This is a genomic window from Micromonospora sp. LHW51205 (genome assembly GCF_003315815.1).
Classification (GTDB): Bacteria; Actinomycetota; Actinomycetes; order Mycobacteriales; family Micromonosporaceae; genus Micromonospora; species Micromonospora chalcea.
In genome coordinates this window covers 273,789-288,730 of record NZ_QMEZ01000003.1, presented here as the reverse complement: position 1 = coordinate 288,730, position 14,942 = coordinate 273,789, and the positions used below count along the sequence as shown (strand labels likewise).

Below are 14,942 nucleotides of genomic sequence, written 5' to 3'. Positions count from 1 at the left end.
GACACCGCGGCCGAGCAGTTCACCAGCGGCGCCACCTCGGCAGGTCGCGGCGGGACATCTGTCGCCAGAACCGGCGCATCCGTGCACGCCGCACGTTCTGCCAGGAGGCGCGGGCGGAGATCGCGTACCACAGGGAGGTCAGGTCGGCCTGCCGGGCGCAGAAGTTCTGGTCCATCCGGTGCGGCAGCGGCTCACCCTTGGGCGGCAACGGGCACAGCCGGAAGGCGCAGTCGTCCAGGCAGGTGGCGCCGGGTACGCAGGCATCGCCCCGGCGGGTGCTGCGTTCGGGCTCCAGCGGTTCCCGGTCGTCGGTGAGGCAGGGCGGGAGATCACACCGGTCGGCCCGGTGCAGGCGTTCCTCACGCTGCTTCACCGATCCGCCCCGGTCGGCGAGGTTCAGCAGCAGCATGACGTCGGCGAGCAGCCGTTCGGCGGTTGGTTCGAGCACGCTCCAACCCGTGGAGTCGGGAATCCACAGCCGTTGGCTGCGCCGTACCTCGGGCGACGGGCTGCACGACCCGACCCGGCCGGCCGTCTCGCCCTCCTCGATCCAGCAGAACCGTTCCGGCTGCCGGGTGACGAGTGCCGACATGCAGAGCCGCGCCGCGGCCAGCAGGAAAGGATGGGCCGGGCACGGCTCGCGGTCGGTGACCGCGCTTCCCGCCGTACGCAACCAGTGCTGCACCAGGCCGATGGGATTGGCGCCGGCCCCCCGTTTCGGCAGCGGCTCGCTCGGGTTCATCGGCAGCGACAGCAGGGTCAGCGCCTGGATCAGCACCAGGTGGCTGTACCAGAAGCGGGAATGGGCCAGGGCGAACTCGGCCTTCTCGACCAGGAAGCTGCGATCGGCCTCCTGCCGGCCGATCGGCAGGTGACGGATGTTCGCCGCGATGCGGAAACCCTGCGCGAGCGCGATCTCCAAGGAGACGCCGAGTCCACGGTCGTCGCCGGGGCCGTGCTTCGCCGCCAGTGCGTCGAGCCAGGCATCGAGTTGACGCTCGGTCCGCAGCCGGGTCTCCGGGCTGCCCTCGGTGTCGCGGGTGACCGAGAGGAGCAGCAACGGCGCGCTCCACGTCCGCAGCCGCTGGGGCCAGAGCGCCGAAGCGGAGGCATTCCGGTCGGGCAGGTGCGGGAGCACGCCGCCCTCGGGTCGCAGCGCGTCCGCGGCGTCCGCGCCACCGAGTCCGATCTCGCGGGCGGCGGCCAACTGGACCCGGTAGGAGGCCTCCCCGGCGGCGAGACGGAAGAGACTGGCGTAACTCGACGGCAGTCCGGGCGGTGGCTGCGGCACCTGGTGCCGGCGACGGCGTTCGGCGAGGTAACGGGCGGCGTCGCCCCACCGGCGGACGAGCCCGAGTTTCGCCTCGTCCAGCGGGCGGTCGCCGACGTCGCCCTCCTGGAACTGGGACCAGCTCGCCTCGATCCTCGCGGCGATCCGCTCCTGCTGCGGACAGTTTGTGCCGGCGTCGATCTCGAACGCGGTCGCGTACATCTCCAGCCGCCAGCAGGGGTTACGCCCCTTCTCGGCGTGGTGCAGCAGCCGTTCGACCAGATCGGCGTCGGATTCGCCGTGGCTCGTCCCCCGGGACAGGAGGACCAGCGCGATCAGCGCCTCCCGGCTGGGTTCGTCTGCGACGAGGAGCGGCAGCAGGGCGTCCCGCACCTGCGTGTCGGCCAGGAACCGTGCCCCGAGATAGGCCTGGACGACACCGTGCTGGAAGCGCATGCCGTCGGGATGCAGGGTGACGAGAGAGAACTCACCGGCGGTGGTGACGGCCGTGACGAGGTCGGCGCGGCTTCGCACGTCGAGCCCGCCCTCGACCTGGTCTCCCAGGTGGTTCGTGACGGCTTCGAGCGCTTCCCTGAAGTCCTTCCCGCCGTCGCCGGCGTCCGTCAACTGGTCGTAGGTTACGTTCAGCGACTTGCGCAGCAGGCCCGCGCACGCGAAGGCGGACACCACGGCCAGGGCGTGCCGGCGCTCATCCGAGCCGTGCGCGAAGTCCTCGCAGATGTATCCGTCCTGGAGCGCCTGCAGCCATGCGTCGAGCAGGCGGCGGCGGATGTCTGCCCGGTCCACCGGACGGACCGATCCGCCGGTCTCCCGGTGGCTACCGAGCCCCTCCGGCAGCCGCCCGAGCCGGTTGAGGTCCCGGATGACCTTCAGATAGACGGGTGACTCGGTCACGTCGGCGTCGTTGATCAGATGCGCGACGGTCATCCGGGCCGGCCTCGGCGCCTGGTCGTCGCTGTCCAGGCCGAAGGTGAGCGCGTGGGTCTCGCTGAGCGGCTCGAGCCCGATCACCACCGCCGGCATGCTGCGCAGCGGGTCGTAGGGGCGGGTGGCGGTGACCAACGGAAGCCGGTTCTGCGCGGCCCGGGTGAACGCCTGGCGGAGCACACTGTCGTGCTGGCCCTCCTGACCCTCCTGGCCCTTCCCGTACTGCCCGCCGAGTTCTTCCAAGCCGTCGGCCAGCACCGCGATCTTGTTGCTCCACCGCAGTTGGCGCCACAACCGGTCGGCCTGTCCACCGTTCCACAGGTACGGGTCGACGTACTGCGTGAACTGCTCGCGCGCCGCCTTCTCGAAGTCGAGGGAGTCGACGTCCTTCACCTCGCGCAGCGAGAGGGCGACAGGTACGACGCCGCGCCGCGCCAGCTCGTGGGTCAGCCGCAACATCACCGCGGTCTTGCCGGCGCCGACGCCGCCGACGAGGATCATCGGGCACCGGACGTCCGGGTCCCGGATCCGTTCGATCAGTACCTCGCACAGCTCGTCGCGGCCGACGATGTCGGCGAGCGTGTCGTTCGAGGTGCCCACCAGGTCCTCGGCGTGCTCCTTGGCGATCCGCTGGTACCGCCGATAGACCCGGACGAAGGTGAGCAGGTAGAAGCCGACGAAGGCGATCGCGACCGCGAGGACCGTGCCGAGGAAGCCGCTGATCTTCTTGCACTGCCCCTGGTTCGCGGCGCCGTCGCAGAACTGGTCCTGGACCCAGGCCAGCGGCGGGAGCTGCTCCACCCGCCAGTGCCCCACCGTCACGTTCCACAACGGCAGTACGAACTGGGTGAGCACCCAGACACCCACCACCACCGCCGCGCCGACCGCCAGCACCAGCCACCACCAGGGACGGTGCCACCATCGGGCCGGAGCCGCGGGACGGGTCGCCGCTCTCCGGCGCTGTCGTTGCGACCGCTCCCCGTACCAGGTGGTGGCCCGGCGGGACGCCATCGCGGCCCAGACACGGGGCGTCCAGAGCCAGCCGCGCCACAACGGACCCCGCATGCCGGCACCCCCCGGGCTCGCGTGCCGCCCGTACGGCGGAGGCGAGCGACGCTCACTTGGTCTCCGGGCCGAGGCTAACCCCTGCCTGAGCTGGGAGGAGGGGGTTTGCGTCAGCCGCCGGGGGTGAGGCGCTTGACCAGGCGTACGCAGGTGCCCTCGGGCGTGCCGACGATTGTTGCCTCGTCCATCACCCGCGCCATGATCAGCCGCCCGCGTCCCCGGTCGCCGCTCTCGTCGCCGTCGGCTGGCCGCCAGCCGCCCTGGTCGCGTACCTCGATCTCCAACCGGTCGCCGCGCAGCTCGGCCCGCAGCGTGGTGATCCCCTCCGGTGCGAAGCGGTACCCGTGCTCGATGGCGTTGGCGCACGCCTCGCCGGTGGCGATGAGGACGGTTTCGACGTCCCACTCGCTGACGCCCCGGGCGTGCAGCCAGCCGCGTAGCCGCTCGCGGGTGGCGGCGAGCCGGCCCGGGTCGGCCGGCAGCTCGATGGTGAGGACCGGGCCGACGTCGCCGGATGTCCCACCCGTCACGTCCGGCCCTCCGTCCCGTGCCCGTCCCCGGACCTGGGCGCCCACTCGCGCTGTCACCGCCCGATTCTCACCCTGTTGTCCCCGGTGACCGCCGATTCATTCCCCCGGCGGCGCTGTCCGTCAAACGTGATCATTGCGCATCGGGGGCGGCGTGTCAGCCGGCGGCCCGGCAGGGCGGCAACGGCGGCGGGCCGGCGCCCCCGGAGGGGACGCCGGCGCGGGATGAGCGGACGGTCACGCCGGCGGCGTCGAGGCGGTACGCGTGCGGGCTCGGGCGCAGGTCAGAGCGGCAGCCGCCCGGCGCCGGCGAAGGCGTCGACGGCGAGCGGGACCAGCGGGGCCGGCAGCGGCCGGGCGGCGCGCAGCGTCGGCGTCCACCCGGCGTCGCCGCCGAGGTCCGGGTCGTGGGCGGCGTTGTACGCGGCGAGCAGGCTCACCGGCCGGGGCAGGCGGTCGCCCTGGCGCACCCAGCTGCCGCGCTCGGTGAGCGCGGTGCCGCCCCAGTCGTACAGCAGGTCTGCGGGGCCGGCGTCGCCGGTGAGCGTGAAGAAGTTGTTCTCCGCGTACAGCGCGGACTGCACGCCGACGCCGAGGGCGTACTCGAAGCCGGGCCCGCCGAGCCGGTAGTGGTTCTCGTGCACGTCGACCTGGCCGAACCGTACCCGGGGCAGCCGTTGCAGCGTGCCGTCGAACAGGTTGTGCCGCACGGTGACGGCGAGCCGGCCCACGTCCGGCCCGACGGTGTTGGACGAGCCGATCAGCATCACCTTGTCCCGGCCGGTGAACCGGTTCCAGGAGACGGTGACCAGGCTGGCGGTGTGCGTGACGTCCAGCGAGCCGTCGTGCACCTGCCAGGGCCGGCCGAAGAAGACGGGCTGCGTGCTGTCCGGGTTGTCGCCGTCGGTGAACGTGTTGTGGTCGATCCAGACGTGTTCGCTGCGCCGCACCGAGATCTGGTCGTACTGGGAGTTCCAGTTGCCGGTGTCGCCGTCGGTGGGGGACCAGGCGGGGAAGCAGTCCCGGGCGTCGACGAATTCGATGTTGCGCACGATCACGTTGTCGACCCGGTCGATCATCAGCGTCAGGCCGGTGAGCCGGGCGCCGCGCAGCCCGATGATCGTGGTGTTGGAGCCGACGTTGATCTGGGTCAGCCGGGTCTGGTTGGCCACCGACCGCACCCGGGCGGCCTCCAGCGGCCCGCTCGGGTTCGTCCGCCCCCAGGTCGCCGGGTCGTACGCGGCCAGGTAGGCCTGCAGCGAGTACTCCGGGTCGGCCAGGTCGGCGCAGTCCAGCGGCGTGCCGTCCGGGCCTTCGAAACCGTCGACGGTTCCGGCCACGTACACAATCTTGGAGGTGGCGTCGGTGGCGTTCGTGGCGTTGTCGCCGCCGAGCGCGGCGACCAGCTCGGCCCGGGTACGCACGACGCGCACCCGCTCCGGCGTGGCGGCCGACCCGCCGGTGGTGCCGGTGCCGGCGGCGGCCCAGCCGTCGTTCGCGGCGAGGGCCTGGCGGCCGATCAGCTCGGCGGCCCGGGACGGCTCACCAGGTGCGGCCGGCGCGGGCGCGGCGGTGGTGAGGACGAGCGCGGCGGTCAGCGCCGCGACGACTGCGGTTCGGGTACGCATGACTCGTTCCGTTCTCCTGGAGGGACATTCACTGCGCGGGCAGGTCCACCACGTACGGCGTGACCGCCCACGGCACGTCCGCCTCGGACGGCAGCGCGCCGGTCTGCGCGGCGGTCCGCAGCACCGCGCCGACGCCCCGCACCATCCGCACCCGCTGCGGGCCGTCGCCCGCCACGCGCACCAGGTCCCCGTCGAGCAGCGTCGGAACGGGCGCGTCCCGCAGCGCGTCCAGCACCGCGGTGAACGGTTCGGTACGCGCCAGCGGCGCGATCAGCGGCGTGCCGTCCGCGCGGTGGTCGAGCAGGTTCGCCAGCAGCCCGCGGCGGCCGGGCACCGGGCGTGGCGTGTCGTCGCCGGGTAGCCGCAGCCGGTCGGTGGGGTACTCCAGCACCGCCCGGCCCCGCTCGCCGGTGACCAGCACCTCCCCGGGTACGTGTTCCTCGGCGGCGAGGGTGAGCGCGGCCAGCACGGGCGGCCCGGCGTGCGGGGTCAGCCGCAGCACTGTGGTGTCGTCCACCTCGATCGGGCGCACCCGGTAGCGCTCCACGGCGATCCGGGCGGGGCGGACGGGTGCGCCGGTGACCGATTCTGCGACGGCGAGGCACTGCATGAGCGCGTGGGCGAGCGGGTTGGCGAGCGCTCCGTCCAGCGCCGGGCGGCCGTCGACGGTGCGTCGCCCGGCCCAGGGGGAGCGGGCGTAGTAGGCGTCCGGGCGTTGCCAGGCGGCGAGTGTGGCGATGCCGGTGACCGGGCCGAGCCGCCCGAGCGCGCCGGTCAGTTCGGTCAGCGCGGCCGAGCCGAGCGCCTGGAAGTTGACCTGCACGGCCCGGCCGGCGGCGTCCGCGGCGGCGGTGAGCGTCAGGTGTTCGGCGAGGTCGAGCACCGGCGGCTTCTCCAGCAGCAGGTCCGCCCCGGCGGCGAGCGCGTCGAGTGCGATCGGCAGGTGGGTGTGCGGCGGCGTGCAGATCACCACCACGTCGGGCCGGGACTCGGCGAGCATGGCCCGGTGGTCGGTGAAAACGGCCGCCTCCGGCGGGACCGGCGCGTCCGGTTCGGCCTCCAGCGGCCGCACGTCGACCAGCGCGACCAGTTGCGCCCGCCCGGCCGCGTGCAGTTCCGCGATGGTCCGGCGGTGCCAGCGGCCGTGCCCGTTCGCCCCGATCAACGCCACCCGTGGCGGCCCGCCGGCGCTCACCGGGCGCCGCCCGGCGTGCTCCCGGTCACCGGGCGTCCGCCAGCGTGGCCCGGACGCCGTGGCGTTCCAGCGCGGTGAGCCAGCCGGTCACGTCGGCGCGGAACTCGTCGTCGGCGGCCAGGTCGGGCGGGAACACCTCGCGCAGCGCGAAGACCGCGTCCACCACCCCGGCCGGGGTGTGCGCTCCGGCGGCGAGGGCGGCGCGCAGCCGGTCGGCGAGCGGGTCGTCCAGCGGCAGCGGCCGGCCGTCGTCGGCGTACCCGAGCAGGAACCGCAGCCAGGCCGCCACCACGAGCGCGCTCCACCGCGCCGACCGGCCGGCCGCCCGCAGGTCGGCGACGGTGTGCAGCACCCGCTGCGGCAGCTTCTGCGAGCCGTCCATGGCGACCTGCGTCGTCCGGTACCGGATCGCGGGGTTGGCGAAGCGGGCGAGCACCTGCTCGCCGTAGGCGGTCACGTCGACGCCGGCCGGCGGGGTGAAGCTCGGCGTGATGTCCTCGGCGACCAGCCGCCGCAGCACCGCCTCCAGGTGCGGCAGCGTCAGCGCCTCGGCCACCGTCTCCGCGCCGGCGAGCGCGCCCAGGTACGCGGTGGCCGAGTGCACGCCGTTGAGCGCCCGCAGTTTCAGCCGCTCCCACGGGCCGGCGTCGTCGGTGAGCACCGCGCCGGACCGCTCCCAGGCCGGGCGGCCGCCGGGGAAGTCGTCCTCGATCACCCACTGCGACCACGGTTCGGCGGCGATCGCCGCCAGGTCGGTCACGCCCAGCGCCCGGCGCGCGGTGTCCCGGGTCTCGTCGGTGGCGGCCGGCACGATCCGGTCGACCATGGTGCCGGGGCAGGTGACGGCGGTGAGCACCCGTTCGGCGCTCGCGTCCGGCACCCGGGCCAGCGCGAGGCACTGCTCCACCAGCCCGCGCAGACGGCGTCCGTTGGCGGGCAGGTTGTCGCAGCTCACCAGCGCGATCGGCCCGGCGTCGGCGGCGGCGCGGGCGAGCAGCCCGCGCACCAGCAGACCGGGCACGGTACGCGGGGGACGGCCGGTGGTGAGGTCGGCGGTCAGGTCCGCGTCCACTGTGAGCGCTGCGGTCACCGGGTCCAGCCGGTACGCCTTCTCGGTCACCGTCAGCGTGACCACCCGGATCGCCGGGTCGGCGAGCAGGCCGACCACCGCGTCCGGGTCACTCGCGGCGTGCCGTACCCCGGCGAGCGCGCCGACCACCCGGGTGGCCGCGGCGTCGGGGGCGAGCGTGGTGACGCTGAACAGGCAGTCCTGCGCGGCCAGGGCGTCGACCACGTCGGTGCTGCGCGGCGCGACGCCGATGATGCCCCAGTCGCCGCCGGCCGCGCCGACCGCCGCCTCGGTGTGCACCGCCTGGTGGGCGCGGTGGAACGCGCCGACGCCGAGGTGGACGATGCCGGCCGGCACGGTGCCGGGGCGCAGCAGCGGCCGGGACTCCGGCGGCAGGTGGCGCAGCGTGGCCAGGCCGAGCCGGTCGGGGGTCAGCGCCATGCCGGGCCGTCCGGGAAGCGGAACCGCGCGATCGACTCCGGGCGCATGGTGGCGCTGTAGCCGGGAGCGGTGGGCAGCAGGTAGCGCCCGCCCCGGGTGCGGACCGGGTCGGTGAAGTGCTCGTGCAGGTGATCGACGTACTCGACCATGCGGCCGTCCAGGCTCGTGCCGACCCGCAGGTGGTCGAAGATCGCGAGGTGCTGCACGTACTCGCACAGGCCCACGCCGCCCGCGTGCGGGCAGACCGGCACGCCGAACTTCGCCGCCAGCAGCAGCTCGGCGAGCACCTCGTCCACGCCGCCGACGCGGCAGGCGTCGATCTGCATCACGCCGATCGCCTCGGCCTGGAGCAGCTGCTTGAAGATGACCTTGTTGGCGGCGACCTCGCCGGTGGCGACCCGGCAGCGTCCGCCGGTCAGCTCGGTGACCGCGCGGGCGATCCGGGCGTGGCCGAGCACGTCGTCGGCGTGCGTGGGCTCCTCGATCCAGTACGGGTCGACCTCGGCGAGCACGCCCATCGCGGCGATCGCCTCGTCCACGTCCCACACCTGGTTGGCGTCCATCATCAGCAGCGCGTCCGGGCCGATCTCGGCCCTGATGATCCGGGCCCGCCGCAGGTCGTCCTCGATCCGCCCGCCGACCTTCATCTTCATCGCGCGCCACCCGGCGGCGTACGCGTCGCGGGTCAGCGCGCGCACCTGCTCGTCCGGGTAGCCGAGCCAGCCCACCGACGTGGTGTACGAGGGGAACCCGTCGCGTTCCAGCCCGGCGAGCCGGTCGGCCAGGCCGTCGCGTCCCTTGTCGAGGATGGCCGCCGCCTCGTCCGGGGTGAGCGCGTCGGTGATGTGGTGGAAGTCGACAGTCGCGACCAGCTCGTCGGTGGGCATCTCGGCGAGGAGGCGCCACATCGGCTTGCCGGCGAGCTTGGCGCGCAGGTCCCAGACCGCGTTGACGAGCGCGCCGGTGGCCATGTGGATCACGCCCTTCTCCGGGCCCAGCCAGCGCAGTTGCACGTCGGCGGCCAGGGAGCGCCAGAACGCGACGGGTTCGGCGGCGATCTCGGCGACGGTGCGTCCGCGTACGTGGTGGGCGAGCGCGCGGACCGCCGCGCAGGTGATCTCGTTGCCCCGCCCGTTGGTGAACGTGAACCCGGTGCCGGTCGGCCCGCCGTCGGTGGTCAGCTCCACGTACGTGGCCGAGTAGTCGCCCCGGTTTATCGCGTCCGACCCGTCGCCGCTGGCGGCGGTGGGGAAGCGCACGTCGTGCACCTCGACGTCGACGATTGTGGTCATGACGGCCCACCTCCGAACTTGAAGACCTGCTTCGGCAGCCGGTACGCCAGGTCGACGATCGTCTCGGCGGCCTCGTCCCCGGTCATCCGGTGCTCGGCGACGAGGCGGGCGAGGAATCCGGCGTCGACCCGGCGGGCCACGTCGTGGCGTACCGGGATGGAGCAGAACGCGCGGGTGTCGTCGACGAACCCGGCGGTGTTGTAGAAGCCGGCCGTCTCGGTGACCGCCTCGCGGAACCGGCGCAGCACCTCGGGGGAGTCCAGGAACCACCAGGGCGCGCCGAGGCGCAGCGCCGCGTAGCCGCCGGCCAGGGGGGCGAGTTCCCTGGTGAACGTGTCCTCGTCGAGCGTGTAGAGCACCACTGTGAGCCGCGGGTCGTTGCCGTGCGCGTCCAGCAGCGGCGCGAGAGCGTGCACGTACTCGGTGGCCTGCGGCACGTCCCCGCCCACGTCGCGGCCGTGCCGGGCGTGCAGCCACCGGTTGTGGTTGCGCACCGCACCGGGGTGCAGCTGCATGACCAGGCCGTCGTCGAGCGACATCCGGGCGAACTCCAGCAGCATGTGCGCCCGGAACGCCTCCGCGTCGCCCGTGTCGGCCAGGCCGCGCCGGCCCCTGTCGAACAGGGCCGCGGCCTGCGCCGGACTGAGATCGAGGGTACGGGCGGTCGGGTGCCCGTGGTCGGTGGAGGTGGCCCCGGCGGCGGCGAACGCCTCCCGCCGGGCCCGCAGCGCGGCCAGGTATCCGGCGTACGTGCCGGTGTCCTCGCCGGAGACCTCGGCGAGCCGGTCCACGTTTGCCGCCCAGTTGCCGAACTCCATGTCCACCACGTCGTCGGGGCGGAACGTGGTGACCACCCGCCCGCCCGGCCCGCCCCAGCCGTCGGCGGCGAGCTTGGCGTGCCGGCCCAGGTCGTCCAGCGGCGACTCGGTGGTGGCGAGCACCTCGATGCCGAAGCGCTCGAACAGCGCCCGGGGACGGAACCCCGGTTCGGCCAGGCGCGCCGCGAGCGCGTCGTAGACGGTGTCGGCGGTGGCCGGGCCCAGCGGCGTGTCGACGTCGAACACGTTGCGGAACGTCTGCTCCAGCCACAGGCGGGACGGGGTGCCGCGGAACAGGTGCCAGTGCGCGGCGAATCGCCGCCAGATGGTCCGCCCGTCGGTCTCCACCGGGCTGCCGTCGACGCTGGGCACGCCCAGGTCGGCCGGGGGTACGCCCTGGCTGAGCAGCATCCGGGTCAGGTAGTGGTCGGGTACGACGAGCAGCCGGGCCGGGTCGGGGAACGGCTGGTCGTCGGCCAGCAGCCCGGGGTCGACGTGCCCGTGCGGGGAGATGATCGGCTGCTGCGCGGCGAGCGCGTACAGCTCGCGGGCCAGGGCACGCAGGCCAGGCTCGGCGGGCAGCAGCAGATCGCTGGGGGAGATGATCGGCACGGGGGCGGGCTCCTCGGTCAGGGCAGGGTGAGCAGGTCGGCGACGCGGGTGGGGGCGCCGGTCTCCAGCGAGCGGTTGGCGGCCAGGCCGGTGAGCAGCGCGAGCGCGCCGTCGCGGGCGGTGGCGGCCCGGCCGAGCGGGTCGGGTTCGCCGCCGAGCAGCACCCGGGTCATCCGGGTGTCCGCGCCGCCGTGCCCGCGCCGGGTCCAGCCCTCGACCGGGATCTGGACCGGCGGCGCCCAGAACGGGCGCAGCGTGAGCCGGGCCGCGCCCCGCTCGACGGCGGCCTCGTCGCCGTGCAGCGCCGCGCCCTTCAGTGCACCGGCGACGGACGGGCTGACGTGGTCGCTCTCGGTCACCTCCAGCTCCAGGCGGCCCCGGCTGCCGTTGACCATCACCCGGTAGCCCTCCCAGGGGGCGTACGCGGTCAGGTGGTAGGTCATGGTCGCGCCGGTGTCGTAGCGGGCGAGCACCGCGAGGTCGTCCTCGATGGTCACGCCGGGGGCGAAGACGTTGCGGTCGCGGTGGTAGCCGTCCTCGGCCTCGGCGTCGAGGTACAGCTCGCGCAGTCGCGGGTGGTCGGCCAGGCGCAGCGCGAACGGGTCGCCGTCGGCGGCGGGGGAGCCGTGCGCCCGGTCGTAGTCGCGGGCGTAGCCGTGCCGGCGGCCGTGGGCGCCGTAGAAGAACAACCTGCCGTACGCGTGCACCTCGACCGGGCGCGCGTCCAGCCACCAGTTGACCAGGTCGAAGTGGTGGCCGGACTTGTGCACCAGCAGCCCGCCGGAGACGGACTTGTCGCGGTGCCAGCGGCGGAAGTAGTCGGCGCCGTGGCGCACGTCGAGCAGCCACTCGAAGTGCACCGACCCGATCTCGCCCACCGCGCCGTCGGCGAGCAGCCGCCGGACCTGCTCGTGCAGCGGGTTGTAGCGGTAGTTGAACGCGACTGTGACGCGGCGGCCGGTCTCGGCGACCGCGTCCAGGATGCGCCGGCACCGTTCCGCGTCGACCGTCATGGGCTTCTCGACGATCACGTCGCAGCCGGCGCGCAGCGCCGCCGTCACGTACTCGTCGTGGGTAGCGTCCACGCTGGTCACCAGCGCCACGTCGACGCGCTCCTTGACGAGCATGGTGGTGAAGTCGGCGGCGGCGTACGTGGGCACCGGCGACCGGCCCAGCTCGGCCAGCCAGCGGTTGTGCGCGTCCATCCTCCTCTGGTTGACGTCGGCGAACGCGACCAGCTCGGCGGTGTCGGCGTGGTCGAGCGCCAGGGCGCGGACGAACATCTCGGCGCGCGCCCCGGCGCCGACCAGGGTGTGGCGGACCCGTTCCCGGGCCGGTGGTGACATGACGTCGGCCTCCCCGGCAGTCGGCTGCAAAGGTTTGCAGCCGAAGAAACCACGACGATGGATACGTCGTCAACGGATGGCGGTCAAGCCGCCCTATCCATCCGCATTGATGAGGTTTCGCGCGCCCAGCGGCACCGTCGCCGCAATCGAGCCGCAACAATGGACCGTTGACACGGGCGCAACCGTTTGCATTAATGGGCGGCACCCGTGACCCCCACCACATCGGACGAGGGAGCCCGCCGTGCCAGCCACCATCCGGGACGTCGCCCGCGCCTCCGGTGTGCACATCTCCACCGTGTCCCGGACGTTCTCGGCCCCGCACCTGGTCAACCCGGAGACCCGGGTCCGGGTGCTGGCCTGCGCGGAGGACCTCGGCTACCGGCCCAACCGGGCCGCCCGGGCCCTCATCACCGGCCGTACGCACAACATCGGCCTGATCGTGGCCGACATCGCCAACCCGTTCTTCCCGCCGCTGATCAAGGCGGCGGAGGGGCAGGCCCGGCACCGCGACTACCACGTGTTCGTCGCCGACACCAACGAGGACCCGGTCGCCGAGGAGGACCTGGTCCACGCGCTGGCCAAGCAGGTCGACGGCGTGCTGCTGTGCAGCCCCCGGATGAGCAACAGCCTGATCGAGCAGGTCAGCCGCGAGGTCCCGGTGGTGGTGATAAACCGCCAGGTCGCCGGCCTGCCCTGCGTGATGATGGACGTCGGGCAGGGCGCCCGGGCCGCGATCGAGCACCTGCTCGGGCTCGGCCACCGCCGGATCGCGCTGCTCGGCGGCCCACGCGGCTCGTGGACCGCCCGGGAGATGCGCCGCGCCGCTACCGCCGCCGCCCGCAGCGGCTCAGCGGAGCTGACCGTCCTCGGACCCAACCAGCCCACCGAGACCGGCGGCGGCGCCCTGGCCGAACAGGTACGCCGCAGCGGCGTCACCGCCGTGCTGGCCTACAACGACCTGATGGCGATCGGCCTGATCGAAGGGCTGGACGCGCTCGGGACGCGGGTGCCGCACGACGTGAGCGTGGTCGGCGTCGACGACATCGCGCTGAGCCGGCTCACCCGCCCCAAGTTGACGACGGTGGCCACGCCGACCGCGGCCGCCGGCCGGACGGCCGTCGACATGCTGCTGCAACTCGACTCCGACGCGCCACGCGGCGCCCGGGGCCGGGGCGCGGCGGCCGGCGACCGTCGCACCACCGCACAGGTAATGCTCCAGACCGAACTGGTCGTCCGCGACTCGACCGGGCCCGTCCCCGCGCCCGGCCGGGACGGCACCGGGGCCTGAGCAGGTGGCCCGGGCCCGCACAGCACTGCGGACCCGGGCGGCCCGTGGACGGCCGCCGGTGACGTCGTCGCCTCCCACAGCCGAGGAGTGAGCGCAGATGCACCCCGCAACGTCCCCCACCGCCGGCGCACCCGCCGGGCGGCATCACCGTACCCCTGTGACCCGACGCCGACTCGTGCGCGGCCTGGCCGCCGTCGCGCTCGCCGTGCCCCTCGCCCTGGGCGCGGCCGGCTGCGGCGACGACGACGCCGGCGGCGACGGCGGCCCGGTCAAACTCTCCGTCTTCTGGTGGGGCGGTGAGGCCCGGGCCAAGCTCACCGAGGACGCCCTGGCCCTCTACACCAAGAAGCACCCCGACGTGACGTTCGAGAAGACCTGGCAGGCCAACCAGGGCTACTTCGACAAGCTCGCCACGCTCACCGCCGGCGGCAACCCGCCGGACCTGTTCCAGATCGACGACAACTACCTGGCCGAGTACGCCGGCCGCAGCACCACGCTCGACCTGGGCAGCTACCAGGACTCCGGCAAGCTCGACGTGTCGAAGTTCCCCAAGAGCCTGCTGGAGTACGGCGTGGTCGACGGCAAGCTCGCCGGGGTGGCCGCCGGGGAGAACACCCAGGGCCTGGTCTACAACAAGACGCTGCTGCAAAAGAACGGGCTGCCCGAGCCGACCACCGGGATGAGCTGGGAGGAGCACATCGCCTGGGCCGAGCAGGTGGCGAAGAAGACGAAGGTGCCCGGCACCCAGGACCCGAGCGCCGACTACAAGGCGCTCTGGGTGTGGCTGCGCCAGCAGGGCAAGGACCTGTACAACGGCAAGGAGCTCGGCTTCACCGCCGAGGACGTGACGAAGTGGTTCGAGCTGTGGAAGGGCGCGCGGGACCGGGGCGCCACCCCGAAGCCTGACGTCATCCACGAGGGCAACTCCAGCGACATCACCAAGCAACTGGTGGTCACCGGCAAGTCGGCCACCTCCTGGGTCTGGGTCAACCAGATGCCGGACCTGAAGAAGAACACCAAGGACGAGCTGGGCGTGGTCGCGTACCCGGGTGACCCGAGCGGGCAGTGGGCGCGCGCCTCGATGTACTGGTCGGTGTTCAAGGGCAGCAAGCACAAGGACGTCGCCGTCGACGTGATCAACTTCCTGAACAACGACCCGGAGGCGGTCGCGCTGCTCGGCACCGACCGTGGTCTGCCGTCGAACATGGATCTGCGCGCCAAGGTCAGCGAGACCGCCACCGACCCGGCCATGAAGCAGTCCATCCAGGTCGAGTCCGACCTGGCGCAGAAGTTCGGCGCCTCGCCCCAGGTGCCGATCAAGGGGCACAGCAAGGTCAAGTCCGAGCTGGTCAAGGCCGCCGAGAACGCGCAGTACGGCCGCGCCACCCCGGCTCAGGCGGCGGAGCAGTTCGTCACCGCCTGCAAGTCCGCGATCGCCTGACC

Annotated in this window: 10 protein-coding genes; 2 read left to right on the top strand and 8 right to left on the bottom strand. The window is 73.4% G+C overall.

The genetic code is table 11. The annotated features are described in order from the left end of the window. Positions 1 to 19 precede the first annotated feature (19 nt). The 8 genes from DQE82_RS13625 to DQE82_RS13590 form a co-directional block, all read right to left on the bottom strand. Positions 20 to 3,283 carry an ATP-binding protein gene (locus tag DQE82_RS13625; protein ID WP_147265138.1) on the bottom strand — a complete coding sequence of 1,088 codons (3,264 nt, stop codon included), beginning with the start codon at positions 3,281 to 3,283 and terminating at the stop codon, positions 20 to 22. Between the two features lie 110 nt (positions 3,284 to 3,393). Next, positions 3,394 to 3,813 carry an ATP-binding protein gene (locus DQE82_RS13620; RefSeq protein ID WP_113972873.1) on the bottom strand — a complete coding sequence of 140 codons (420 nt, stop codon included), beginning with the start codon at positions 3,811 to 3,813 and terminating at the stop codon, positions 3,394 to 3,396. A gap of 281 nt (positions 3,814 to 4,094) precedes the next feature. Then, entirely contained in the window at positions 4,095 to 5,438 is a 1,344-nt protein-coding gene (locus DQE82_RS13615; RefSeq protein ID WP_113972872.1) for a polysaccharide lyase family 1 protein, read from the bottom strand. Between the two features lie 28 nt (positions 5,439 to 5,466). Further along, the gene (locus DQE82_RS13610; RefSeq protein WP_113972871.1) at positions 5,467 to 6,633 is read right to left on the bottom strand and encodes a Gfo/Idh/MocA family protein; all 1,167 of its coding nucleotides are present in this window, start codon (positions 6,631 to 6,633) and stop codon (positions 5,467 to 5,469) included. A 25-nt stretch (positions 6,634 to 6,658) separates the two neighbouring features. Then, a complete protein-coding gene (locus DQE82_RS13605; protein ID WP_113972870.1) occupies positions 6,659 to 8,143 on the bottom strand; it encodes a mannitol dehydrogenase family protein in 1,485 nt (494 codons plus the stop codon). Further along, a complete protein-coding gene (locus tag DQE82_RS13600; RefSeq protein ID WP_113972869.1) occupies positions 8,134 to 9,435 on the bottom strand; it encodes an enolase C-terminal domain-like protein in 1,302 nt (433 codons plus the stop codon). Before DQE82_RS13600 ends, DQE82_RS13605 begins: the two co-directional genes overlap by 10 nt. Next, on the bottom strand, positions 9,432 to 10,865 hold the full coding sequence (gene uxaC / locus DQE82_RS13595; RefSeq protein ID WP_113972868.1) for a glucuronate isomerase: 1,434 nt from the start codon (positions 10,863 to 10,865) through the stop codon (positions 9,432 to 9,434). Before uxaC ends, DQE82_RS13600 begins: the two co-directional genes overlap by 4 nt. Positions 10,866 to 10,882: 17 nt before the next feature. Continuing rightward, positions 10,883 to 12,211: a Gfo/Idh/MocA family protein gene (locus DQE82_RS13590; RefSeq protein WP_113972867.1), complete on the bottom strand. Its 1,329-nt coding sequence runs from the start codon at positions 12,209 to 12,211 to the stop codon at positions 10,883 to 10,885. Between the two features lie 241 nt (positions 12,212 to 12,452). Here DQE82_RS13590 and DQE82_RS13585 point away from each other — a divergent pair, with 241 nt between their 5' ends. Further along, on the top strand, positions 12,453 to 13,499 hold the full coding sequence (locus DQE82_RS13585; protein ID WP_043323558.1) for a LacI family DNA-binding transcriptional regulator: 1,047 nt from the start codon (positions 12,453 to 12,455) through the stop codon (positions 13,497 to 13,499). 97 nt (positions 13,500 to 13,596) lie between these two features. After that, entirely contained in the window at positions 13,597 to 14,940 is a 1,344-nt protein-coding gene (locus DQE82_RS13580) for an ABC transporter substrate-binding protein (RefSeq protein WP_113972866.1), read from the top strand. Positions 14,941 to 14,942 lie beyond the last annotated feature (2 nt).